This is a genomic window from Oceanobacillus salinisoli (assembly GCF_009733865.1).
GTDB lineage: Bacteria > Bacillota > Bacilli > Bacillales > Amphibacillaceae > Oceanobacillus > Oceanobacillus salinisoli.
On the sequence record NZ_WOFB01000003.1, the window covers coordinates 238,716 to 263,943 of the forward strand.

Genomic DNA, 25,228 nt, shown 5'->3' on the forward strand with positions numbered 1-25,228 from the left:
TTTACATTCTCCTTTACTGCAATATTTTAGAATGCTAAATATTTTCTAATTACTATAGCATATCTTTCGCAATTTGTGATAAAAATGGTGTAAATTTAAATATTTTGAAATCTGCTAATAGCCACTTTGATGCCTCAATATTTCCTAGATACTTATTCTTGTTTTTGGTAGAAGAACGTATCAATTAATCTTAAATCATAGCTACTTGGATTAAAGATTTGCTCTGTGCTCCCTACAAATAACACACCATTCTTTTTAAGTGTATTTCTAAAGTTTTGATATATTAGCTCCTTAGCTTCATCTGTAAAGTAAATTAACACATTGCGACAGACGATTAAATCCATGTTTATCGGGTATGGATCAGCTAAGAGATTATGTTTTTTATAAGTAATGTTCTCCTTCAATGATGGATCAATGTGATAAACATTATGAACCTTAGTAAAATATTTATGAACGAATTCCCTGGGGAGATCCTTTAATGCCTGTTCAAGATAAATTCCTTCTTCTGCTCTGAACAGGACGTTTTCATCTAAATCGGTTGCTACTATTTTCACATTAGCCTCAGGAAAATATTCTCTGATCATCATCGCAATGCTATAGGGTTCTTCTCCAGTTGAGCAAGCCGCACTCCAAATTGACAAGTTACGATTCTTTTCCAGCAGTAAGGGGAAAATCGTATTTCTTAATACTTCCCACCTTTTGGGATTGCGGTAAAATTCGGACACATTAATCGTTAGTCGGTCGATAAATTCATTCAGTAGCCCAATATCGTTCATTAATGCATCATAATAAGCTTCAAAACTGGTAAATCCTCGTTTTTTTCTAAGCGTTGTTATGCGTCTTCTCATTTGTGTTTCTTTATAAAGACTAAGGTTAATACCTAATTTATTATGTATTTCACTTATGAAATGATAATATTCGTCTGCCAATATTCCCGCCACTCCCCAAAGTTTAAAAAACCTCCGTCGCCAAGAACGGAGGTCGATAAACTAATATATCCATGCACTATCTTGTTTGTCGTAAGATAGTAACTCTTCCTTGCTGAAAAACAGACTGATTTCACGTTCCGAACTTTCCGAAGAATCGGAACCGTGAATAACATTCTTTCCAACAGTCAATCCGAAATCCCCCCTGATTGTACCAGGTGCTGCTTCAGATGGATTTGTTTTCCCCATCATATTACGAGCTGTACTGATGACGTTTTCACCTTCCCATACCATAGCAAATACTGGTCCGGAAGTGATAAAGTCTACTAATTCACCAAAGAAAGGTTTTTCTTTGTGTTCTTCGTAATGCTTTTCAGCCAGATTCCGGGGAATGGACATGAGTTTCGCACCGGCTAGTTTATAGCCCTTCGACTCAAAACGACTTACAATTTCCCCTATCAAATTTCTTTGTACCCCATCTGGTTTTACCATTAAAAAAGTTTTCTCCATAGTACTTACACCCCATTTGTATGTATACTAGTCTAGCTCTATAAATCTTATCAAATTTATTAGAAAATAACAATAGATTTACGTACGTCTTTTGCCAATAAATTTCGCAATATCCTCTAACGTCTTTTTAGCCCTCTTATTTGGTAAGCTCTCTAGCGTGGATAGTGCCTTCTGAAGATAATGATTACTTAACTGGTAGGACTTCTCAATAGCACCCGTATGGTGTAATGCTTTTATTATTTCATTCATTTCCTCTTTTTTAATCGTTTCGGGATTCTTAAACGTTTTTTCTAAAAGCAGGAAAAATGAACGATTCTCCATTGCATATAGCACAGGCAACGTTATATTTCCTTGAAGTAAATCATTTCCTGCTGGCTTTCCAAGTTCCTTAGATGAAGATGTGAAATCTAAAATATCATCTATTATTTGATAGGACATTCCAATGTAATAGCCATATTGATACATTTTCTTAGCTTCCTTTTCCGACAGTCCCCCTACTACTGCTCCTAATTGGCAGCTCGTAGCTATTAATAATGCTGTTTTCCGTTTAATTCGGCGTAAATAATTACGTAAATTTTGATCCCAATTAAACTTGTCTTTCATCTGTTCAATTTCACCTATACAGACTTCCACAATCGTTTTGGATAAAATGCGATGAACATTAGAGTTTCTAAGTGTAGAAATTTCTTCCAGTGCACGTGCTAATATATAATCCCCCGTATACATTGCAACTCTATTTCCATATCGTTTTTTTATCGTTGGCTTTCCTCGTCGAAGTTCTGCTTCATCTATCACATCATCATGCACAAGTGTTGCCATATGTATTAATTCAAGTGAGACAGCCACTTTTTTTATCTTTTCTAAATCAAATTCACCTAACTGTCCAGAAAGCAAAACAAATACAGGACGAATTCTCTTCCCTCCGGCATCTAATAATTCAGTAGAAGCATTGCGCAACACTGGATGTTCAGCTTGAATGGTTTGATGTAAGGATGTCTCTATAAAATCTAAATCCCTTTTTAAATATCCATATGTTTTCGGAAGTTTCATGTGTTTCACCTTTATAGTTACTAGAAGTTACACATTCTTTGTAACAAAATGTGTACAGTTGATTTCTAATTTTTATATCCCATATGCATTGCCGCGACTCCACCAGTATAACTTTTCACTTCTACATGAGAGAATCCAGCTTCTAAAAACATTTGCTTCAATTTATATTTATCTGGAAAAGACCTCGTAGATTCATTTAACCAGACATATTCTTTATAGCTCTTTGCGAATATCCTTCCAAACAAAGGCATAATATAGCGAAAATAGAAGAAGTATAATTGTTTAAAACCAATAACTGTAGGCTGCGACGTTTCCAGGCAAACTACTCTACCTCCTGGTTTAACAACCCGATACATTTCTTTCAGCACGGTCATGTAATCAGGCACATTTCGAAGTCCAAACCCGATTGTAACATAGTCAAAGGAATTATCCTCAAATGGAAGTTCCATTGCATTTCCATGAATTAATTCAAGATGATTGATTTTCATCTCTTCTTTTTTCTCATTTGCAATAGACAGCATATTTTTACTAAAATCAAGACCTATTACTTTTCCGGTTTCTCCGACTGTTTCAGCTAAAGCGATAGACCAGTCACCGGTTCCGCAGCAAATATCAACTGCTGTGGATCCCTTTTGGACGTTCATTCTTTTCATGACATCTCTTCGCCAAGCTTTATGGCGCTGAAATGAAATAATCGAATTCATGGAATCATAACTTTTATAAATTTTCTCAAATACGTGATGAACTCTTTCTTCTTTTGATTGTTCTTGCATCATTTATCCCTCTTCCACAATGGAGGCTTTGAAGTTTTTCTCAGCAATGCGCAATTTATTACTTATGTGTTCTTTTAATAGTTTGTGATGTTCCGGCAAATCGGCCAGTCGATTCTTTACTGTTAGGCACTTTTCATGAATAACAGAATCAACCCGGTTTATAAAAGATATATGATTGCTATTTAAAAATTTTCTAAGAAATGTTGACTCTACCTTATTATTCAAATTGTCCTTTTCCCGAATCAATCTATTTATAATTAACCATTCGCTAGAGATATCATTTAAAGACGGGTCTTTTACGTAATCAGCAACATATAAAATTAATGATATGTCAATTTTCCTAATCAGATCCATGCTCTCTTCTATAAGATTTTCATCCAAATAGTATAACTTCATTTTGTATTCATTAATCTCTTTAATTGCAGCTGCTAATGTATGAATTAAGTCATATTGCTCAATTTCAGACAATAGTAAATAGTATAGACCACTATAATAATCTCCTGCTAAAACACGTAATTGAATTACCGCTTTTTCATCATTACTCATATTTGGCTGAAACGTTATGGGAACCTGTTCATGCGTATCCAAAGCTACCTGAATCAACATTGCTGTAATAATGCAGCGCTCTTTTTCTATTTCCGATAAGGATGACTGACAATCCATTAGCGCAGATAAAATCATCAGTTTATCATCATCAATGAATGGTTGACCAACGATTTGTTTTATGTATGAATGATTTAATTTATCTCTTATTTGTTCTTTCAGATTAGCTATATCCATGCTAGATGTATTCAAAAAAATCACCTAAAGCCTTTCTCCAACTCTCTTTGATTGCTCTAGTTATTATAGCATATTTCTAGCATGAACCAAATGTTTGATTTTTTTCTGCTAAAACGCACAATAAAGTGCACTCTTATTCTGACTTCATTTCACCATGACCTGTTTGAATAATGGCACTGCCCCTAACTTTTACAGCTGAGGTGTGTTCTGTGAACTGAGCAATCATCACTTCCCCTTTATCCAATTTTTCAGAATGGTGAAAGCGTGTATCAGAGCCTCTAGTTAAGCCAATAACGTTTACTCCATCTTCCAATGCTTTGATGACAAAAAAGTCCGGATTATATTTTGCATCACTCATCTTTACACCCTCCTCATTATATGTTCAATCGCATCTTAAAATTTATTCCAAAACATTAATATAAAAAGGGTACGTTTTTGTGTAACGTACCCTTTTTCATTGCCCTATGTATATATTATTTAACTACATCTTTTAGGGCTTTACCTGGTTTGAAAGCTGGAACCTTGCTTGCAGGGATTTCGATTTCTTCACCAGTTTGTGGATTACGACCTTTACGTGCAGAACGTTCACGTACTTCAAAGTTACCAAATCCAATTAATTGTACTTTTTCACCATTTTTAAGTGAATCCATGACAGATTCAAAAACTGCATCAACAGCTTTTGTAGCATCTTTTTTAGAAAGCTCGCTTTTTTCAGCGACTGCATTAATTAAGTCTGTTTTATTCATGACATTCACCTCCTCCCAAATCGTACTATCAATCAGAACAAAATAATTAGTCTAACATCATTTGTTCACTATTTTGCCTGTTTTTATACGTTAGTCATCTAAAATGAATTGATGACAAGGCTTATAATAACTGAGATTGCTATAAAATTCAACAATAAGTATCCATTTCTTTAATAATTATTACCAAAAACCCTAAATTTTGATAAAAAATGGCTTTTTTTGTCATGTTTTCAAAATAATTATATAAGTCAAAATAACCTACTAAATATGATAGACGATTGCTTACACTATTACACATACGACACGGAAACGTTAAATCCCTTCTAATTTTTTCATAAGCCCGGTAACTATTTTACTCGTCGCAGTTCGTATAAACTGCGACAGTAAACAATTCCATTGTAATGCTCTCGCTTGTTCTAATTTTGAATGCGTGCTTGCATTCGCTCCGGGAGAATACTTGCGGTTCGTGGGCACGACCTAAAGCCTCCTCGTGGAAAACTGCCGCTGCTCAGGTCTGGAACGTGCTATTCCCACAAGACAAGGAACGCGAACTGCAGCTCTACATCGCACGAAGAAAATCGGTTTTTATTTTCGAGGAGTCTACATATTCTGCCTACGCTAGTATTGGTTTTCTGGTTAATCTTTAGCTATAACCTATAAAAGGTACGTTAGATAAGCTTCTTTTCACCTGAAGTGAGACCTTACTTTACTATAAAAAAGATATGTACTCCACGAGATTACTTTTGGCCGCAAATATTCTAGTTACCTGTTTTAACAGAAGCGAGTTACATCAGCAAAAAGAAGATGTTATATGTTATTGTATTGAGAAACAAACTGTTCACTAATCCAATCAAACATCGTTAGTAACACTCAGGTAGAAAGTTGAAAAGCTCAAAACTAGCGAAGGAAATACACGGAGACTCCTTGAAAAAGAAAAGCACTTTTTCTGCGTACGGCATAACGCTGCCGAAGCCTTCCTTGTCCTTTGGGAAAAGAGGCATCGGTAAAACCCCAAAAGACGCGACATTTAAGGAACAAAGGCGCAAGCGCCCGTTTAGCGACGTACGGACTGCGCCTGGCCATGCCAGGTGGTTCGGTGTTGCCGCGCAAAGCGGGGTTTTAACCGAACAGTCCCCGCAGGAGATAAAGGAAACATGCCCCTTCATAGGGGTATGCCGACGCCTGAGCGCTAGCCCGCTTTTAGTCGGCCTTCCTTAAAAAAAGGGAGTCGATGTTGACTTTCACCGTAAGGGTATAAGTGCGACTAAGCCTCTGGTTTCACCAATCGACAAGTCTTCTTTATCGTACGGAGGTGAAGGGAGTCTCGCTAGTCGCTGGGCGCTGGAGCTGGATGTGGCTACTTAAAGTAATAAAAATTATCCACAGGTTTTACATTTTATAATTTCCTAAGCAAGAACAAAGGCTAAGAACGCCACGACCTGTGGCAGCGCCTTTGTGACCAACGTCCTGTCGGCCCTAGCTCACCAGCCGTCCACGGAAAGCGTAGTGTATTTCCGTAACGGTAGATTAAACTCCAAGATCATCTAAGGTTACTTCGCAGTTTATAGATTTTACATCATAAACAACTAAGCTTTTTAGAAGAACTCGCATTCGCTTGTCCTTTATCGAATGTGTTAGTTTTTCTTATACTTGGTACATTTAAATTTTAACTACGTCGAATCCTCTTCATGCTAAATTTTTATACTTTCCTAACGTATAAAAATGTATATTTGTTAGGAAATTTATAAAGAGGATTCCTTATTAGTTTCAACCATAGAAAAAGCAGCTTACCAAGAAGCTGCTATAAAATAATTGCTATTAAACTACCTGTACCCTCGTTAATAATTCTTTCCAGTGTATCTTTTAATTTATATCTTGCGTTTTCTGGCATTAATGAAATTTTTCCTTGAATGCCTTCTCTGACGATGGAACTTAGAGATCTTCCAAAGATATCTGACTCCCAAATAGATAATGGATCTTCTTCAAAGTCCTGCATTAAGTATCTGACAAGTTCTTCACTTTGCTTTTCCGTGCCAATAATTGGAGCGAATTCAGATTCTACTTCCACTTTTATCATATGAATGGAAGGTGCTACTGCTTTTAAGCGAACCCCAAATCTGGAGCCTTGTCTAATAATTTCAGGTTCATCTAAAATCATATCTTCTAACCTAGGCGCAGCAATCCCATAGCCTGTTTGTTTCACCATTTGAAGGGCCCCAGCTACTTGATCATACTCCCTTTTTGCGTGTGCAAAATCCTGCATTAATTCCAAAAGATGATCTTTTCCTCTTATCTCTTGACCAACGATTTCTTTCAGCACTTCATCATATAAGTAATCTGGAGCATGCAGGTCAATTTCAGCGACCCCTTCCCCCATTTCCATACCTGCTAAATTCGCCTTTTCAATATAATCATACTCATCGAAGTTACCGACAATTTGATCCACATCTCTTAACCTTTTAATATCTTTAACGGTTGTTTGAATCGCTTCCTGATAATTTTCTCTTAACCAGTGATTTTCTTTAAGTACCATTACCCAGCTAGGCAAATTCACATTAACCTCTAAGACAGGGAATTCATAAAGTGCTTCACGAAGCACACTGTTTACATCATGTTCGGACATGGATTCAATATTAATTGCTAAAACAGGGATATCATATTCCTCTGATAGCTGATTACGAAGCAGTTCCGTTTCCTGACTGGACGGTCTTGTTGAGTTAACTACCATAATAAACGGTTTTCCTACTTCTTTTAGCTCTTCTACAATTTTTGATTCTGCTTCTACGTAGTCATTACGTGGTATTTCACCAATCGTTCCATCTGTTGTGACTACTACACCAATTGTAGAGTGTTCTTGAATAACTTTTCGCGTACCAATTTCAGCTGCGTCATGAAAAGGAATTGGTTCCTCATACCATGGGGTATTTATCATTCTAGGGCCATTTTCATCTTCAAATCCTTTTGCGCCATCTACTGCATATCCAACACAATCAACCAGTCTGACATTTACATCTAATCCTTCATCCACATTGACTGATACCGCTTGGTTTGGAATAAATTTAGGCTCTGTCGTCATAATAGTTTTTCCAGCAGCACTTTGCGGTAGCTCATCCTGCGCTCTTTCACGTTCGCCATCATCATCGATATTGGGTAATACAACTAATTCCATAAACTTTTTTATAAAGGTGGATTTACCCGAACGGACTGCCCCGACAATACCTAGATAAATATCTCCGTTTGTCCGCTTTGAAATATCTTTAAAAATATCAATCTTCTCCAAAAGATCCCCTCCCGATCTTGAGTACTTTGATTTTCAGATAAACTACGAATAATTGACATTACAAGTCTATGATGTTGTCCTATCAAAATATGACTTAAATTTCCTATAAAAGAGTAAAATTTGAATATGTGATGGCTGAATAAAATTTGATAAACAAATAAACCCTTGCAACAATATATGTTACAAGGGAAGGAATATGATATATAATCCTTATTTATTTAAAAAAACTGGTTCATTATTTTCCATCGTATAGGCTAAAGAATAGGCTGGTACGAAGGGCGTATTTTCCGCTAATATGTAGCGAATATCGTCCCCTTCAGCATAATCATGACTATACTCTTGTAATACCTGGTTTAAGTCTATTCGATAGTCTATATACAATTTCCCTTCAGCGTCCATAATGATAGGAAGGTGCTCGTTGGAATAGGGACTATTCACAGTTGGCGGCGACTCTAATCCTATTTTTTCGTGGTCAACCGTATAGATTCCATCTTGAATAACCTCCCCAAATGGAGGGAAAATATGTTCATCACGATATGCATCTACCCGTATATTAACACTACGAATAGCTTCAGTGAGCCTTAAATCAATCAATCTTACCCTTGGATCCTCTTCGGGTGTGATGAGTACATATTGATACATCCCACCATTTTCAAAGGCATTTCCAGGTATTTCTGAAATAAAGTTCCGTTCCTTTAATAAACTGAAATCAATTAAATATTTTTCAAAAATTGGTGTATCATTTTCTTTCGTCCGTATCGGAACCAAACCATTTGTTTCCTCTCGGTATTTGTCGACTGCGGTTTGCACCAGATCCAGCTGATCTTCATAAGGTGTTTGATTTTCCGCCTTTTCGCTTTCTGGATACAAGCAGCCGCTTAGAAAAATCATGCAAAAAAACATGATTAATGAACCGGTATATGTACGTTTCAACTAAATGCCCTCCTTATCTAAACTAAGCTGTTGGACCAGTGATAACAATATAAATAATGATAAATGATCCTAAAACTAAACATATGTAAGCTATTAGTGAAACAGTTTTAGCCAGCCACCCATTTAGTTTATATCGGCTAAGAAGGATTAAGCCCATAGCTAAAAATAAAAATATCATCCCAGCAAAGGAAATATACATTTTAAGCATGGAAATTGACACATTATTCACCCCTATTATTTTTCTATGCATGTCGTATTATAACACATTTTCCCGTATGAATATGGATTTTATGTCTGTATTTCGTATTTTACAGGTAAGGAAAAGATTAGATTTCAGACCAAGAAGTGAATTCGATTTGGCAAACTTTTAACGTGGTAAGAAATCTTTTCGGTGGAACGAGTAACTGAAAGCTAAAAGACGAATGAATATGCTTTTTTCCAATGGTATAAAAAAACCGAGATGAAGGGGGCTAGCTTCATCTCGGGTTGACTAAATAAATTCCATGCAGGCTCTATTTTGGAATGCTTGTGCGATTTATTTTATGCGTGTAAACGTCTTAATGTATCCTCACTTGCCCATGAATCGTTACTTTTTAAATAATTCATTTAAAGATTGTGCATCTGCTGGAATTTTGTTATTGGTAATAGCTTGAACAATAGAGTCTTCTTTTTCCTTGGATAAAGGCTTATTTGCCATTTTTGCAAGATGACGGACCAATTTCCTTACCGTTCTCTCATCTGAGAAATCTGCATGTTTAACCGATTCAGCAACTTTATAAATATCATCAGGATTTATATTCGCATTTTGCTGTATTTTATCAAACATACCCTTTTGAAAATTATTCACACTTTTTCCTCCTTGCATTGTTAATTCATCATATTATATGCAAGGACAGTGATTACGTGTTAATTCGAATAACGCTCATATAATAAATGGGCAATATCATCCATTTCTTCTCGTTTCGAACGGCTCATTAATTGTTCTACTACTTCTTTAGGAACTTTATTTTCAAATAAAACCTCATATATTCCGGTTGTAATGGGCATTTCGACATTTTCTTCTTTGGCAAACTGGTAGGCTGCTTTTACGGTCCTAACCCCTTCTACAACCATCCCCATTTGCTCCAACACTTCTTCTAATCGATGCCCCTTACCTAACAAGTTACCAGCACGCCAATTTCTGCTATGAACACTTGTGCATGTTACAATTAAATCTCCTACTCCAGATAAGCCTAGAAAGCTAAGTGGGTCTGCTCCCAATTTTGTACCTAATCTTGCAATTTCAGCGAGCCCTCTTGTCATCAGAGCTGCTTTGGCATTATCCCCATAGCCTAATCCATCTGAAATACCGGCACCTAAAGCGATGATATTTTTTAGTGCACCGCCAAGTTCAATCCCTAAAATATCTGTACTTGTATAGACGCGAAATGCCTCATTAATAAATAAATCCTGGGCAACTTTTGCATACTCCATGTTCAGTGAGGCAACTGTAATTGTCGTCGGGTGTCTTAATGCAACCTCTTCTGCATGACTAGGACCTGATAAAACAACGATATCATGATAGCTATATTGATCAAGCTCCTCATCAATCATCTGTGATACCCTTTTTAAGGTACCAGGTTCTATACCTTTTGAAGCATGGATGATTGTTACAGAAGGGTCAAGTATGCTGTTTAATTTTCGCGAAATTTCTCGAATGGCTTTTGTTGGCACCACGATTACAATTGCTTTTACACCGTCTATAGCTTTCTCCAGGTCAGCAAAAGCTTGAATGCTTTCTGGAAGTGTTACGTTTAGATACCGTTCATTTTTATGTGTTTGATTTATTTCTTCGACTTGTTCTTTTTTATGGGACCATAGACGAACACCGTATCCATTATCCGATAAGACGATACTTAGTGCTGTTCCCCAGCTTCCTGCTCCAAGTACTGCAACTTTTTCCATGTTTTTCCTCCTCTACCCGCGTTTTCTAGCAAAAATTTTAATTGGAGTGCCTTCGAAGCCAAAAGCATCTCTAATTTTATTTTCTAAAAAACGCTGATATGAAAAGTGCATTAATTCGGGATCATTCACAAATATGACAAAGCTTGGCGGTTTTACTGCAACTTGTGTAGCATATAATACCTTCAGCCTTCTCCCTTTTACCGTTGGAGTTGGATTCATGGCTAAAGCATCCATAATCACATCATTCAATACATTTGTTGAAATCCGCTTCGCATGATTTTCACTGGCATATTGTATAGCTGGAATTAAAGTGTGTAATCTCTTTTTTGTTTTTGCTGAAAGAAAAACAATTGGAGCATAATCCAAAAATTGAAAATGTGCTCGTATCTTTGTTTCAAATTCTTTCATTGCTTTCTCGTTGGATTCAATGGTATCCCATTTATTTACAACAATGACTACCGCTCTTCCTGCCTCATGTGCATAACCAGCTATTTTTTTATCTTGTTCTCTAATCCCTGTCTCGGCATCAACTAAAACCAACACGACATCAGAGCGTTCAATTGCTTTTAATGCTCTTAATACACTGTATTTCTCTGTTGATTCATAAACTTTACCTCGTTTTCGCATTCCAGCTGTATCAGTAATTACATAATCTTGACCATCCCTACGCAAGTGGGTATCAACCGCATCTCTAGTGGTTCCTTCCATTTCACTCACAATAACCCGTTCTTCATTAAGAATGGCATTTACGAGAGATGACTTACCAACATTTGGTCTCCCAATTAAACTGAAATATATCGTATCTTCATCTTTTTCTTCTCCGTTTGTTTGCGGAAAATAGCTGACAACTTTATCCAATAGGTCACCTAAACCTAATCCATGAGAACCGGAAATAGGAAACGGCTCACCGAAACCCAGTGAATAATATTCGTAAATGGTGTCACGCATTTCGGGGTTATCGATTTTGTTTACGCCTAATACAATTGGTTTATTGGACTTAAATAACAGCTTGGCTACTTCTTCATCAGCAGCAGTTATTCCTTCCTTCCCATTTACCAAAAAAATGATCACATCCGCCTCATTTATGGCAACCTCAGCCTGTTCTCGCATCTGTACGAGTAATGGTTCATCCCCTAATTCAATCCCACCAGTATCAATGAGATTAAATGTATGGTTTAACCATTCTGCCTGGGAATAAATTCGATCTCTTGTTACGCCAGGTATATCCTCCACAATGGAGATTCTTTCTCCAACCAATCTATTAAAAATAGTTGACTTGCCAACGTTAGGCCTTCCTACAATTGCTACTACAGATTTCCTCATAAAAAGAGTCCTTTCTCTTTTACATTCTTATTTGCTTAACTTAATATATTCTAGCAAAAGAAGAAAATATTAACAATTAAAAATAGCAAGTAATGGTAAGTTAATGCTTTACAACAATATACAATTCATCACTCAAAGCATGCACGATCCCATCGGTAATGGCTTCTATATTGGCAGCCACCTGCTCGAGTTCCTTCTTCGTCTCACAAATAAAAATAGGAGCTCCACCAGAGATTTTAGACTCATTCAGTGTAATGACTGCTAAAATAGCCTTTTCAATTATCATTTCCCATGTACCTCCTTATTATGTGATTTGGATTGGGAAGGCATTCTAATAGCACTTTCAAGAACCGGCACTGCCCCAATGACCTCTTTTGCTTTCTCAATATCTCGAATTTGCGGCAGTACAAATACTCCTAATCGTCCATCATCCAAATCCCGTTTAATTAAAGGGGTTAAGGCTGGCGTTCCGGAATCACGGAACACACCTAAAGCTACCGAAATATCGTGTAATATCGCCTGTCTTTGTCCTAAATTTGCTATGGTATTGATGGTATTAATATCTTTTGGCTTAATAATAAATCCCATGCCATATTTTTGAATCTCTTTATGTCTTTCAGGCAGACCGATATTCATAATATATATATTGTCGACGTACAATCCTGCACCTTCGAAATGTAATTCCTTGTATTCAATATCCACAATATCTTTCAATGTACTTCCGCTCATCAGTATTTTTGAGATAAAATAGCATATGACAGCAGCAATCACAGCAAAAATTGGATTGGTTAAAATATAAACTAATGTCCCAACAAATGCAGTAATAATCACGAGATAATTTCTGCTTTCAAAAGAAATTGCTATGCCTTCTATATATGTTTTTCCGCGTGAAACTAACTCAAAATCATCCACTTCACTTAACGTATTTCTTTCCATATTGCGCACTTCTCTGAACTGTGTAGCAGCAACTGTCAGAATTGTTACTGCGGTATAATCTTTTTCCATAATTGCAGGAATTATTAAAGCCCCTAAAGAAGCTGCAATAAACCCTAAAGACACATGAATAATTTTCCCATGTAAATATGTTGGATATTGTCTGTAATCGGTTCGAAGCATCAACATACGTAAGACAGTACCTGTTATAATTCCAAAAAGAATTGGATAAGTATACTCGTTCATTTTGCCACCTCTAGTTTTGTTTGTAATTTTGTGATGTACATGGATAATTTAGCTTTCCCCTTATGTAGTATGTCTAAAAACGTTAATAATAAAAGCGTACAAAACAAAGTATCTAAAAATAGCATTTCACCAATTTCTTCCTGTAATCCATAACTGGATAGAATAACGCTGTAAATCATTTCTCCCGCAATCATCCCAAACAGACAAACACTAATCCGTCCAAGATAGGCTTTGGATAGAATCGATGTTAAACAGCCAATAAGAATGCTAATTAACAGAATTCGAGGGATAATAATCCAAATTGGAGAAAGCTTTTCCCAGAATAACATTGCTGTATAGCCAATCGATATCGTAAAAGCGGAAAACAAATGATATAGTGTTCGAGGTTGCTTGGATAGCAGCACAATTGCTCCAAGAAAGAGTATAATGATACTTAAGGATATAGTATAGTAACCCAATTGGAAATAAAATGACGATCCAATAATAGTAAATAGAATCCAATATGCCAATAACGTTCGCAGTACACCTTTTTTCATTAAAAATGTGACAATTATCCAAAAAATCCAGCTAAACCAATAAAATAAAATACCAGTTATCAAACTACTCACCACCACCTATTACGCATTATGACCAGGAAAATATATAATCTATACGACGATATCATCATTAGAACAAGCAGGAGCATCACAAAATTGGAATTTTCATTAGTTAGGAGTATATACCAACTGCGAAATAAAATTTTTTTGTATATAGCAATAATTCTTAAGACAGGGCTTCAAATAAATCTTTTCCTAAGTTATGTTGCTCCACACTTCTGCTATTTAATCGGTAGTAATTAGTGGTGATAATACATAAAAATATTAGTGTATCGTGTCTACTTCTTGCAAAAAGATTAGAGGGTACAAAAAAAGCCCTTCCCCAGAAGGAAAGGACTTATCGATTAATTTTTGTATTTATCCAGCTTGTCACCAATTAAATCTCCTAAATGGAAACCTGACTGTTCTTCATCTTTTTCATATTGTTTATATTCTTTTTCTTCTTGTTCCTGTTCGAGCTCTTTAATGCTTAAGGAAATGCGTTCTTCATTTTCGTTCACATCAAGAACTTTTACTTTCACCTTTTGTCCAACTTCCAATACTTCCTGTGGTGTGCCAATGTGACGATTAGCAATTTGTGAAATATGTACTAATCCCTCTACACCTGGTAAGACTTCGACAAAAGCACCAAAATTCACAAGACGTTTTACCGTACCTTCTAATGTATCTCCGATTGAAATACGTTCTTCAATATTTGTCCATGGCCCTGGCAATGTATTCTTGTGTGACAACGAAATACGCTCATTATCCCGATCTACGGAAAGAATTTCTACACTAATTTTATCTCCTTCTGAAACGACATCAGAAGTTTTTTCTACATGCTCATGAGAAAGTTGAGATATGTGTACTAAACCATCAATGCCGCCAAGGTCAACAAAAGCACCAAATCCGGTTATTCGTTGAACGGTACCTTCTACTACTTGACCTGGTTCTAATGACTGAAGTAAAGAATGTTTCTTCTCTTTTTCTTCTGCTTCAACCACTGCACGATGAGACAGAATAATTCGATTTTGTTCTTTATCCAGATCAACAATTTTTACAGTTAATTTCTTCCCTTTATAATCTGTAAAATCTTCCACATAATGGGTCTCCACTAATGAAGCAGGAATAAATCCCCGAACACCTACGTCAACGACTAGTCCACCTTTTACAACTTCTTTTACTTCGGTTTCAAATATTTCCTCTTTCTCATATTTTTCTATTAAGTCACTCCAGGCAATTTCTGCATCTACCGCTTTTTTGGATAGAATTACTTCATCATCTTCTACTTTCTTCACTTTTAGAGTCAACTCATCACCTTCTTTTAAAACATCACTCGTTGTCTCTACATGAAGATTGGATAACTCGCTGATTGGAAGAATTCCCTCCGTCTTATAGCCGATATCCACAAGTACTTGCTTATCTTCTAATTTCATAACGGTACCTGTAACCGTATCGTTTACATTTAATTCTTTTAGATCTTTGGTCTCTTCACTCATATCCATAGCCTCCTAAATACAATAACAAATAAATAATAAACCTATTCTTTCTATAACTTCTAATAATTACAATTATTTGTCAAGTAAAGTTATTTGATTCTGATAATTTTCCTTCAATTTTTTTATTTCTGTCATAATCGCATCAGCTGTTTCCTTCGCAGATTTCTTCGATGTTCGATAATATTCCATATCAAGCGGTTTACCATATATAACCGTTAGCCTTTTAAACTTTTGATATGGTCCAATAATTGCACACGGTACCACTGCTGCTTCAGATCGTAAGGCAAAAAAGCCCGCACCTGCTAATGGATCACCAATTTCTTCGGTTTTGCTTCTCGTACCCTCAGGGAATAATCCGACTGTTTTACCTTCTTTAAGAATTTCCAAACCTTTTCTTAAAGCATTCCGATCAGCTAATCCGCGCCTTACCGGAAAAGCATGGATTCCTGTTAATAATCCACCTAATACTCGGTTTTCAAACAATTCACCTTTTGCCATAAAGTAAATATCTCTCCTGGATGTAATTCCAACTACTGGTGGATCAAAGTTAGAAATATGGTTAGAGCATATAAGTACCGGCCCTTCCTTTGGTATGTTTTCTTTTCCGATAACTTTTATACGATATAATGGATACAAGATAATAGCTAAGGCATATTTAGCAATTTTATATAGCATATTTTGTCTCCTTTTTTAGCCTTTCTCCATGTAGTTCGAAACTGCATTTAAGATTTCCTGTACAACTTCGTCTATGGTTAACGAAGTGGTATCTACTTCCGTCGCATCTTCTGCTTTAATTAAGGGAGAAGCTTCCCGTTTAGAATCAATTTCATCTCGCCTTTTAATCTCTTCCTTTAATTCTTCTAAATCTGATTCGATTCCACGACGGGTGTTTTCCTCATATCTTCGTTTTGCACGTTCTTCTACACTGGCTATAAGAAATATTTTAACTTCTGCGTCAGGAAGCACATGTGTGCCTATATCTCTTCCATCCATTACTACTCCCCGATCTCTTGCACTTGCAAGTTCCTGCTGGCGCAAAACCATTTCTCTTCGAACACTGGAGAGTTTTGCAATATACGAGACATTATTTGTTACTTTCTGCGTTCGTATTTCATCAGTTACATCAGCATCGTCTAAAAGCACGATTTGTTTTTGATTTCTTTGGCTTAATTCAATTTTAGTATGTAATAATAATTCTAGAATTGTTTTCTCATCATTTAAATCTACATACTGATCCAATGCTTTTAATGTAAGTGCGCGATACATCGCTCCCGAATCAATATAAATATAAGACAACTTTTCTGCAACTATTTTTGCAACCGTACTTTTCCCAGCTGCCGCAGGGCCATCAATTGCAATCGCTATGTCTCTTTTTTTCATGTACATCCTTCATTCCTCTCATTAACCAAATCATTCAAAAGATGGGGTATGATAAGTATTTGTTAACATACCTACAATAAATAATAACATACATAGAAAATTTTGGTCTAATTTAGCAGGAATTATTGTATTTCTTTTTGTCTTGCTTCACGCTGTTTCTCAAAACAATAGCGCATAATCATTTGCTGATCTTGGCTATCAATATCGGTAAATTTCAATGATGCGGTCTTAACATTGTTTTTTAAAGATTTTAGAAAGACGATTTCGCCGTTTGCTATCATATAGTGAAAACGATGGGCTTCTATTGGCAATACAATGACTGTCTTAATCTTATCTCCAACAGCTACCATTTTCTCATGCTTTAGAAGTATCGAAAGACCTCCCCCACTAATATCTGTAGTTACTGTAGCAAATGCAGGAAATGAATGTTCCAAGCTGTGTATTGCTACGTCTACTGATGTTTCAATTCGAACAAATTCCCTTCGCTGTATCCGTTTTATTTCTTTTTTATCTGGATATGGAATAGCCAATCCAGGTATGTTAGATTTCACTTTCGAGGCAATGTTACTTTCAAATTGATAGACAGCCTGGTCCCTACCCATATAAGTAACCGTAATATTTGTACCTACCGGAAGAAAGGATGTTTTATTATCCTTTACATTTATAGGGTAATCAATAATAATATAATGATTCTTTTTCTCGATTACTTTACAGCGATACTTCTCTACTTCCTCTGTATGTGAATCTCTTGTTTCTATATTAATTAAGGTGCCTATTTTCATCGTTAAATACACTCCTTTAATGTATAAAAGTCATAGTTGTTCGAGTTTACTCAAGAATTCTTTTATTGAAAAGACTTCGCAAATTTGGCTAGTGTATTGGTAAATTTTTGTTACGATATACCCATTATTACAGAAAAATAAAAAAAGGGAAAGGCTTTTAAGCCATTCCCTAGTTAACTGCATAATTAATTTCACTGCCACCTAATTTTTCAACTTTTTCCTCCTGCCCATTCATGGCATTTATAAATATCCGGTACGTATCATCACCATAAATACCTAAAAATTCATGTGTTAACACTTCTTCACCTAAATCATTATCAATAACAGCTAAAAATTCTTCCTGAATATCAACATTAGAATTAACCATTTCCTTCGCTTCGGATGCAGTTATATCCGGTTGTGGGATATCCCGTTCCTTATGATTTTGCATAAAATTTTGGGCGGTTAAACCTAGTATATCTCCATTATCCAGAGCTACTTTTACTTCAATCGCATCGGAGTATATACGAACACCATCCTGACTGTAAAGGAAGGAATAAGCACCTATATTATCATACTCACTGCTCTGAAATAAAATCATATCCTCAAAGCCTAATTTTTCAATGTATTCCTCGGCTCTTTCCGTTCCTTCATTCAGGCTTATTTTTTTATCACCAATTGGTCTTTCTACTAGTAACGAAATTGGATTGCCACCCTGTTTGGTTATATCCAAATAACCATGACGATCCCCATTCGTATAAGAAGCGCTATACATTGGAACCTCTGCACCATTACCCGTTTCTGTAATTCGGATTTGTGACTCGTCCTCGATTTTGAATAGTTCCTTACTAATTCTCAAAGCTTCGTTTTCATCAATGTCTTTACTGCCTTGCAAAAACTTATATTGATGATTTTTTGCGGATGTACCGATGATAGAAGAGTCCACATCTGCTTCAGAAAATCCTTCTACTGTCTTTTCCACTGTTTTCAGCCCGTCAATGACGGTATTGTCTACTTGTGCATCTTCATCTGCTAAGGCCATTTGAACATCCATCCAACGAAGGTTTTCTTCTAATACAAGATGCTGAACTTGCCTAAGTTCTCTTTCAATTTCTGCAGATTGTTCATATAAGTTCTTCAATGTTTCCGTTTCTTCATCGCTCAATGGTTCATCATCCAAATTTCTAATTGCCGTCCGATAAGTAAAATCACCGATGTTAGAAAGAAATTCTTCTGTTTTATTAAATGGCAGTAATCCCAAAGGAAGCTGATTCACATCTGATGATGCTTCAGATGTTAACCTCCAAATCTCTACCATTTGCGGAGATAGACGCTGATCCGAATTCATTGCAAGAGCCGTTCCGATTTCATCATGAAGTAAATCAATATGATAGGCAAGTTCATGAAACGCTCGTTGATACGTATTTTCCGCCTGAATAAGAATCGCATTTTTCTCCTGATGTTCCTGATAACCCCAAAACGCAGTTCCGGCGACTACTAGCCCCAACACCGCTATTAATATCCATCTTTTCATCGTTAATCACCATCCTATTTACAGAATATATGCTTACCAATTCGTTTAATCTGTGGTCTTGACCAAATCCAGCTTGATGTAGCAGTGTCTGGATTAAAGTAATAAATAGCATTTCCAGTTGGATCCCATCCATTAATAGCATCTAATACGGCTTCTCGTGCCCGCTCATTTGGAGTTAGCCAAATTTGACCATCCGCAACAGCTGTAAAGGCTCTCGGTTCAAAAATCACTCCTGATACTGTGTTTGGAAAGGTTGCGCTTTCTACCCTATTCAAAATTACTGCAGCTACTGCCACCTGTCCTTCATATGGTTCTCCTCTTGCTTCACCATAGACAGCATTAGCCATTAATTGAATATCATTTTGTGAAAAACCTTGTGGGACGTTTACCGCAGTTGTAGCAGGCCCTTCCGCCTGGGCATCTGCATCAGCACCTTGCTCTGCAGGCTGTTCATCTTGTTCTTCTTGAGGTGCTGGTTCAGCCTGTTGCTGCGCTTGTTCTCCACCATCATTAGCTGGTTGTTGTTCCTGTTTAGCCCCCCCATCTTGCTTAGGCTGTTGCTTCTGTGGTTGAGGTGCGGATTGTTTCTCTTTATCTACACCACCATAATGCGTAAATTTATTACCTTTGGCTATTTGTTCTTTGACAAAGGATTCATCATAGTCTGTTACTTGAACCAGCTTATCCTTAGTTTTTTGACCGGCTAGTCCATCCACTTTCATTCCAAATTCGTATTGAAAGTTTCGTAATGCCCAATACGTACCCCAGCCAAATACTCCATCAATTTTACCGTTATAAAAACCTATATATTGTAATCTTGCCTGTAATTCTATAACATCATCCCCTGTTGCACCTTGCTGGATGACCTGTGGACTAAATGCATGAACTGTTTTCGTCGGATTCGTTGATTCAAAAGCAATGAACATCGTACAAATAACCATAAGTAATAGGCATGTTCGTTTATAGACCATTATTTTTCCTCCTGATACACTTAGTATTGTGATATCTATTTTTTGATTAAATCCCCTTTTTATGCATAATTAGAGATAAAGTATCCTTTTAACACTGCGATATAAATAAAAAACCCTTTGTACAATCACGTTATACAAAGGGTTGTTCATATTATTTTCATTTATTGTCAAATTATTTTATCATAGTTACTGATTGATTGGCTGCTTTCATTCGATGTAGGGCAACACACCAAAGGAAAATCATAAATGGACTTAAATAATAAATCCAATAACTTGCAACACTCATTAGAATATAGTTATATATACCATGTAATATAAAAGGAATAAGCAATGCAAATATTCTATTCCAGTTTGTGTGTAAATTCGTAACTTTTGCCCTTCCAAAATAATAGCCCATAATTATTCCAAATAATGCATGTGAGGAAACAGGAAAAAAAGCTCTTAGAAAGGCATATTCAATTCCATTGGTTAATAAGTATAAAACATTTTCCAATGAAGCAAAGCCAAGGCTAATGGATACCGCGTATACAATACCATCATAGTGATTGTCAAAATCAGAATGGTGATAAATTGCAAAGATAAAGATAAACCATTTTGAAAATTCCTCTAATAATGCGACAAAAAAGAAGGATTGAATAAAATGATTATTTGTTATGTTTTCTGCGGCTAAAGCATACTGAATAAACATTATTGGAAATACTAACAATGCTCCCAACATAAACATTTTAACAATTAATGAAATAGGTTCTGTAACCCGATCTTTAAGATATATATAACACATTAATGCAAACACAGGAGCCAGGCCAGCAGATAACACACCAATCATTTTTCAAAAACCTCTTTCCTTTTACACTAGTCTTATCGTATCATGAGGTTCGAATTATGAAAATACAAATTATAGAAAACAGGTGATTTTTTGAAAAAAATACTAATCATACATACTGGTGGAACAATATCCATGCTCGAAAACAAAGATACGGGAGAAGTCAACTCAGCAGAAAAACATCCATTATCCGATATTACAAATCAGGCCAAACTAACTGCGGAAATAGATGAAAGGATTTTATTTGATCTTCCTTCTCCACAAATTACACCACAGCATATGTTAACGCTATCGAAGGAAGTTGAAAATGCACTGCCGAACTATGATGGATGTGTGATAACACATGGAACCGATACGTTGGAAGAGACGGCATTCTTTCTAGATATGGTTGTACAAACAAATAAGCCGATTATCCTAACCGGAGCGATGAGGTCCAGTAACGAAATTGGTTCGGATGCCCTATACAACTTGCTGTCTTCCATTCGAGTAGCTTTGGAAGAAGATGCAAGAGAAAAAGGGGTCCTGGTTGTCATGAATGATGAAATCCATACCGCAGAAAGTGTTACGAAGACATCGACAAGCAATGTTGCAACATTCCAAAGTCCACAGTTTGGACCAATTGGAATCATTACAAAAGATAAAATTATTTTTCACCGTACACGATTAGCTCGTTCAACTAGAAAAGTATCCAGCATATCATGCGATGTGTTCCTGTTAAAGGCATATGCTGGAATGAACGAGCAATTAATTAAAGCGGTACATCAAGCTAAACCAGATGGAATTGTATTAGAAGCATTAGGTCAAGGAAATTTACCTAAAGAAATGATACCTTCTCTAAAAGCAATCATAGATGACCAAATTCCTGTAGTCCTCGTTTCCAGAAGTTTCAAAGGAAATGTCCAACCTACCTATGGTTATGAAGGCGGTGGAAAACAATTATATGAGATGGGTGTCATTTTTGCAGATGGGCTTTCCGGTCCAAAAGCAAGAATTAAATTATTAATTGCACTTGAAAAAACGAAAGATATGGAATTGCTCAAAAATATGTTTTAAGAAAAAGGTACTGGGACAAAATCCGAACTAATTCAAATTCTAAGTGAAGAGTTTTGAATCATAGTTCGGATTTATTAACTAAAACACTTTCATCCAGGAAATTTTAGTATTACAGTATTTTTTGTACTACTAATGGAATATAAAATGACAGCGAAAAGAAAAACACACGAAGAGCGAATGTGATATTTTAATTGTTCAGTATGGCTTTCGTTATTGCTTCTCCATGAAAACGGCCATTTTCAATAAATATGGCATTATTATTAAATCCGCTAACTACAACACCTGCAATAAATAGTCCTGGGACATTGGTCTCATAAGTAGATTCATTATATTCAGGTTTCCCACTCGTTTTATCAACGTGAACGCCTATGTTTTCAAGAAAGGCTATATTAGGACGGTATCCGGTCATCGCGAATACGAAGTCATTTTTTATGGTGGATACTTGATTATTCACGGTATAAGAAACCGTACCTTCCGTTATTTTGGTCACATGCGAATTAAAAACCATGTTGACATGGCCATTTCGAATAAGCGATTCAAATTCTGGCAAAATCCATGGTTTAATACTTTTCGAATATTCTTCTCCACGATATAGTACGGTTACTCTTGCACCCGCTTTATGCAGCTCTAAAGTTGCATCTACCGCCGAATTCTTTCCTCCAATTACCACAACATCTTTATCGTAGTAGGGATGTGCTTCTTTAAAATAATGCATAACCTTAGATAATTTTTCTCCAGGAACATCTATATAATTCGGCTGGTCATAATATCCTGTCGCAACAATTACTTTTTTGCAGACATACGTGTTATGTTCCTCATTATTTTTTCTTGTGATCAGTTCAAAATTTCCTTCATCCAAACGTTTAACATCTAAAACTGTTTCAAACGAATGTATTCTGAGATTTTTTCTTGAAGCAACCTCTCGATAATACGCCAGTGCCTGATTTCTTACAGGTTTCTTGTTTTCTGTTATAAATGGTACATTTCCGATTTCCAGCTTGTCACTAGAACTAAAAAAAGTTTGATGGGTTGGAAAACGATATATCGTATTTACGATATTTTCTTTTTCAATAATAAGTGGAGAATATCCAGCTTTCTGCAACTCTATGGCACAGGACATTCCACAAGGCCCACCACCTATTATAATTATCTCCTCATTTTGCAATGTATTCACTTCCTTTAATTATGTAATTAAATAAAATAAATGGCTATTTTCGTAAGCTTTCGGGCATTTTAATCGTCACTATTGATATAACTTCGAACTAACTTTAAATGATGTTGGAGCATAACTTACCGCTACGGAAACACACTACGATCACCTTAGGGCGGCTTGTGAGCCTCCTCAGGTGAAAAGAAGTTTTTAAAACTTTCCTTTTATAGGTTATATCTATACATAAATCAGAAAACAAGAAATTACGTAGGCAGAATACGTAGCCTCCTCGAAAATACAAACCGATTTTCTTCGTGCGATGTAGAGCTGCAGTTTACGTCCTTGTCTGGTGGGAATAGCACGTTCCAGACCTGAGCAGCGAGGGTACTTCTTGAGTAATCTTCTTTGTTCCCTTACGCCAAGGAAATCAACTTCGAAGCGTTACTAGAAGACTAGAGGCGCACCGGTTTTCCCCGAGGAGGCTTTAGGTCATGCCCACGAACCGTAAGAATTCTGCCGGAGCGAATGCAAGCACGCTACCATCATTTGAACAAATGAGAGCATCACGATAGGAATTATCATTAGTTCGAAGTTTATATATTATGTGTCAGAAAGAATTTATTAATTAGAAAATAGCCAAACAAAAAACTCCTATCATAATTATAAACGATAAGAGTTTTTTCGTCTTTTTTTCTGTTTAGACCCACCCTCGAAAGCGTGAGGCTTCAGCCATTTTTCTTACACCAACCATATAGGCTGCAAGGCGCATATCAACTCTTCGGGTTTCTGCTGTATTATAAATTGTATTAAATGCTTTAACCATTATTTCGTTAAGTTTTTGGTCTATTTCTTCTTCAGACCAATAATATCCTTGGTTATTCTGAACCCATTCAAAGTAAGATACGGTTACCCCTCCAGCAGAGGCTAAAACATCCGGAACTAGTAATATCCCACGATCACTTAGGATTTTCGTCGCTTCCATCGTAGTCGGTCCATTTGCAGCTTCAACTACAATGTTTGCTTTGATTTTATGAGCATTATCTTTCGTAATTTGATTTTCAACTGCAGCAGGAACGAGAATATCGCATTCTTGTTCCAGTAGTTCTTTATTTGTGATGGTTTTATTAAAGAGCTTTGTTACTGTTCCAAAACTATCTCTTCTATCCAGTAAATAATCGATATCCAAACCATCTGAATCATATAGCGCGCCATAGGCATCGGAAATACCTACCACCTTAGCTCCAGCTTCATGTAAAAATTTGGATAAATAACTCCCCGCATTTCCAAAGCCCTGTACAATAACTCTGGCATCTTTGACATCAAGGCCTTTTTTATTTGCTGCTTCATTTAAGGCAATCGTGACACCTTTTGCAGTTGCAGTCTCTCTGCCGTGAGAACCGCCAAGAACAATTGGTTTTCCAGTAATAAATCCAGGATTATTAAATTCGTCAATTCGGCTATATTCATCCATCATCCATGCCATAATTTGCGAATTTGTAAATACATCTGGTGCTGGAATATCCTTTGTTGGCCCTACGATTTGACTAATTGCACGTACATAACCACGACTAAGTCCTTCTAATTCACGGAAAGACATTTCTCTTGGATCACATACGATACCACCTTTAGCCCCACCATAAGGAAGATCGACAATTCCCGCTTTCAAACTCATCCATATAGACAGTGCTTTAATTTCATTTTCTGTTACTTTTGGATGAAATCTGATTCCGCCCTTAGTTGGTCCGACAGCATCATTATGCTGAGCACGATAACCAGTAAAAACTTTTATAGATCCATCATCCATTCTAACTGGTATTCGGACCGTCATCATTCTCATCGGGTCTCTTAACAGATCATAAACCTCTTCCGGGTAACCTAATTTTTCCAATGCAGTTTTAATAACAGCACGTGTTGAAACTAAAACATCCATATTTTCTTGATTTATATTGGCAGAATTTGCTGCTTGTTCGGCTACCATGAATTTACCTCCTAGATTATGCATAAAAGTTTTGTAAACGTTCTATTCAGTGATTAGTAT

Annotated in this window: 26 protein-coding genes; 1 reads left to right on the top strand and 25 read right to left on the bottom strand. The window is 36.3% G+C overall.

All coding sequences use genetic code 11. The features are described from left to right. Positions 1-152: 152 nt before the first annotated feature. The 23 genes from GMJ66_RS04995 to prsW form a co-directional block, all read right to left on the bottom strand. Positions 153-929, bottom strand: coding sequence for a CheR family methyltransferase (locus GMJ66_RS04995; RefSeq protein ID WP_156289233.1), 777 nt, complete (start codon positions 927-929; stop codon positions 153-155). 60 nt (positions 930-989) lie between these two features. After that, the gene (gene ndk, locus GMJ66_RS05000; protein ID WP_156289234.1) at positions 990-1,436 is read right to left on the bottom strand and encodes a nucleoside-diphosphate kinase; all 447 of its coding nucleotides are present in this window, start codon (positions 1,434-1,436) and stop codon (positions 990-992) included. 78 nt (positions 1,437-1,514) lie between these two features. Beyond that, on the bottom strand, positions 1,515-2,486 hold the full coding sequence (gene hepT / locus GMJ66_RS05005) for a heptaprenyl diphosphate synthase component II (protein WP_156289235.1): 972 nt from the start codon (positions 2,484-2,486) through the stop codon (positions 1,515-1,517). Positions 2,487-2,551: 65 nt separating this feature from the next. Then, positions 2,552-3,262, bottom strand: coding sequence for a demethylmenaquinone methyltransferase (menG, locus tag GMJ66_RS05010; protein ID WP_156289236.1), 711 nt, complete (start codon positions 3,260-3,262; stop codon positions 2,552-2,554). Then, a complete protein-coding gene (locus tag GMJ66_RS05015; RefSeq protein WP_156289237.1) occupies positions 3,263-4,054 on the bottom strand; it encodes a heptaprenyl diphosphate synthase component 1 in 792 nt (263 codons plus the stop codon). It abuts the gene before it with no gap. 118 nt (positions 4,055-4,172) lie between these two features. Further along, positions 4,173-4,397: a trp RNA-binding attenuation protein MtrB gene (gene mtrB / locus GMJ66_RS05020; protein WP_156289238.1), complete on the bottom strand. Its 225-nt coding sequence runs from the start codon at positions 4,395-4,397 to the stop codon at positions 4,173-4,175. A 115-nt stretch (positions 4,398-4,512) separates the two neighbouring features. Further along, positions 4,513-4,785, bottom strand: coding sequence for an HU family DNA-binding protein (locus GMJ66_RS05025; RefSeq protein ID WP_085992027.1), 273 nt, complete (start codon positions 4,783-4,785; stop codon positions 4,513-4,515). A 1,801-nt stretch (positions 4,786-6,586) separates the two neighbouring features. Continuing rightward, positions 6,587-8,065, bottom strand: a complete 1,479-nt coding sequence (gene spoIVA, locus GMJ66_RS05030; protein ID WP_156289239.1) for a stage IV sporulation protein A — start codon at positions 8,063-8,065, stop codon at positions 6,587-6,589. A 210-nt stretch (positions 8,066-8,275) separates the two neighbouring features. Continuing rightward, on the bottom strand, positions 8,276-8,998 hold the full coding sequence (locus GMJ66_RS05035; RefSeq protein ID WP_231514814.1) for a hypothetical protein: 723 nt from the start codon (positions 8,996-8,998) through the stop codon (positions 8,276-8,278). A 22-nt stretch (positions 8,999-9,020) separates the two neighbouring features. Continuing rightward, on the bottom strand, positions 9,021-9,218 hold the full coding sequence (locus GMJ66_RS05040; protein WP_197046604.1) for a DUF2768 domain-containing protein: 198 nt from the start codon (positions 9,216-9,218) through the stop codon (positions 9,021-9,023). Positions 9,219-9,584: 366 nt separating this feature from the next. Then, a complete protein-coding gene (locus tag GMJ66_RS05045; protein WP_156289240.1) occupies positions 9,585-9,845 on the bottom strand; it encodes a stage VI sporulation protein F in 261 nt (86 codons plus the stop codon). Positions 9,846-9,904: 59 nt separating this feature from the next. Next, on the bottom strand, positions 9,905-10,942 hold the full coding sequence (locus GMJ66_RS05050) for an NAD(P)H-dependent glycerol-3-phosphate dehydrogenase (RefSeq protein ID WP_156289241.1): 1,038 nt from the start codon (positions 10,940-10,942) through the stop codon (positions 9,905-9,907). Between the two features lie 12 nt (positions 10,943-10,954). Next, a complete protein-coding gene (gene der, locus GMJ66_RS05055; protein WP_156289242.1) occupies positions 10,955-12,265 on the bottom strand; it encodes a ribosome biogenesis GTPase Der in 1,311 nt (436 codons plus the stop codon). A gap of 100 nt (positions 12,266-12,365) precedes the next feature. After that, complete coding sequence (locus tag GMJ66_RS05060) at positions 12,366-12,551, bottom strand: capping complex subunit for YIEGIA (RefSeq protein ID WP_156289243.1); 186 nt, start codon at positions 12,549-12,551, stop codon at positions 12,366-12,368. Continuing rightward, positions 12,548-13,444, bottom strand: a complete 897-nt coding sequence (locus tag GMJ66_RS05065; RefSeq protein WP_156289244.1) for a YIEGIA family protein — start codon at positions 13,442-13,444, stop codon at positions 12,548-12,550. Before GMJ66_RS05065 ends, GMJ66_RS05060 begins: the two co-directional genes overlap by 4 nt. Further along, the gene (locus tag GMJ66_RS05070; RefSeq protein WP_156289245.1) at positions 13,441-14,043 is read right to left on the bottom strand and encodes a YphA family membrane protein; all 603 of its coding nucleotides are present in this window, start codon (positions 14,041-14,043) and stop codon (positions 13,441-13,443) included. Before GMJ66_RS05070 ends, GMJ66_RS05065 begins: the two co-directional genes overlap by 4 nt. 341 nt (positions 14,044-14,384) lie before the next feature. Further along, positions 14,385-15,518, bottom strand: a complete 1,134-nt coding sequence (rpsA, locus tag GMJ66_RS05075; protein WP_156289246.1) for a 30S ribosomal protein S1 — start codon at positions 15,516-15,518, stop codon at positions 14,385-14,387. A gap of 72 nt (positions 15,519-15,590) precedes the next feature. Further along, positions 15,591-16,193 carry a lysophospholipid acyltransferase family protein gene (locus GMJ66_RS05080; RefSeq protein WP_156289247.1) on the bottom strand — a complete coding sequence of 201 codons (603 nt, stop codon included), beginning with the start codon at positions 16,191-16,193 and terminating at the stop codon, positions 15,591-15,593. Positions 16,194-16,208: 15 nt separating this feature from the next. Beyond that, a complete protein-coding gene (cmk, locus tag GMJ66_RS05085; RefSeq protein WP_156289303.1) occupies positions 16,209-16,898 on the bottom strand; it encodes a (d)CMP kinase in 690 nt (229 codons plus the stop codon). Between the two features lie 122 nt (positions 16,899-17,020). After that, positions 17,021-17,680 carry a flagellar brake protein gene (locus GMJ66_RS05090; RefSeq protein WP_156289248.1) on the bottom strand — a complete coding sequence of 220 codons (660 nt, stop codon included), beginning with the start codon at positions 17,678-17,680 and terminating at the stop codon, positions 17,021-17,023. Positions 17,681-17,849: 169 nt separating this feature from the next. Further along, a complete protein-coding gene (gene ypeB / locus GMJ66_RS05095) occupies positions 17,850-19,193 on the bottom strand; it encodes a germination protein YpeB (RefSeq protein WP_156289249.1) in 1,344 nt (447 codons plus the stop codon). A gap of 14 nt (positions 19,194-19,207) precedes the next feature. Further along, positions 19,208-20,164 carry a spore cortex-lytic enzyme gene (gene sleB / locus GMJ66_RS05100; RefSeq protein ID WP_231514815.1) on the bottom strand — a complete coding sequence of 319 codons (957 nt, stop codon included), beginning with the start codon at positions 20,162-20,164 and terminating at the stop codon, positions 19,208-19,210. A 172-nt stretch (positions 20,165-20,336) separates the two neighbouring features. Further along, complete coding sequence (gene prsW / locus GMJ66_RS05105; protein ID WP_156289250.1) at positions 20,337-20,990, bottom strand: glutamic-type intramembrane protease PrsW; 654 nt, start codon at positions 20,988-20,990, stop codon at positions 20,337-20,339. 90 nt (positions 20,991-21,080) lie between these two features. Here prsW and GMJ66_RS05110 point away from each other — a divergent pair, with 90 nt between their 5' ends. Next, positions 21,081-22,040, top strand: a complete 960-nt coding sequence (locus GMJ66_RS05110) for an asparaginase (protein WP_156289251.1) — start codon at positions 21,081-21,083, stop codon at positions 22,038-22,040. Between the two features lie 187 nt (positions 22,041-22,227). Here GMJ66_RS05110 and GMJ66_RS05115 read toward each other — a convergent pair whose 3' ends face one another. Both GMJ66_RS05115 and GMJ66_RS05120 read right to left on the bottom strand, forming a co-directional pair. After that, positions 22,228-23,205, bottom strand: a complete 978-nt coding sequence (locus tag GMJ66_RS05115; protein WP_156289252.1) for a YpdA family putative bacillithiol disulfide reductase — start codon at positions 23,203-23,205, stop codon at positions 22,228-22,230. A gap of 682 nt (positions 23,206-23,887) precedes the next feature. Then, positions 23,888-25,168, bottom strand: a complete 1,281-nt coding sequence (locus tag GMJ66_RS05120) for a Glu/Leu/Phe/Val family dehydrogenase (RefSeq protein ID WP_156289253.1) — start codon at positions 25,166-25,168, stop codon at positions 23,888-23,890. Positions 25,169-25,228 lie beyond the last annotated feature (60 nt).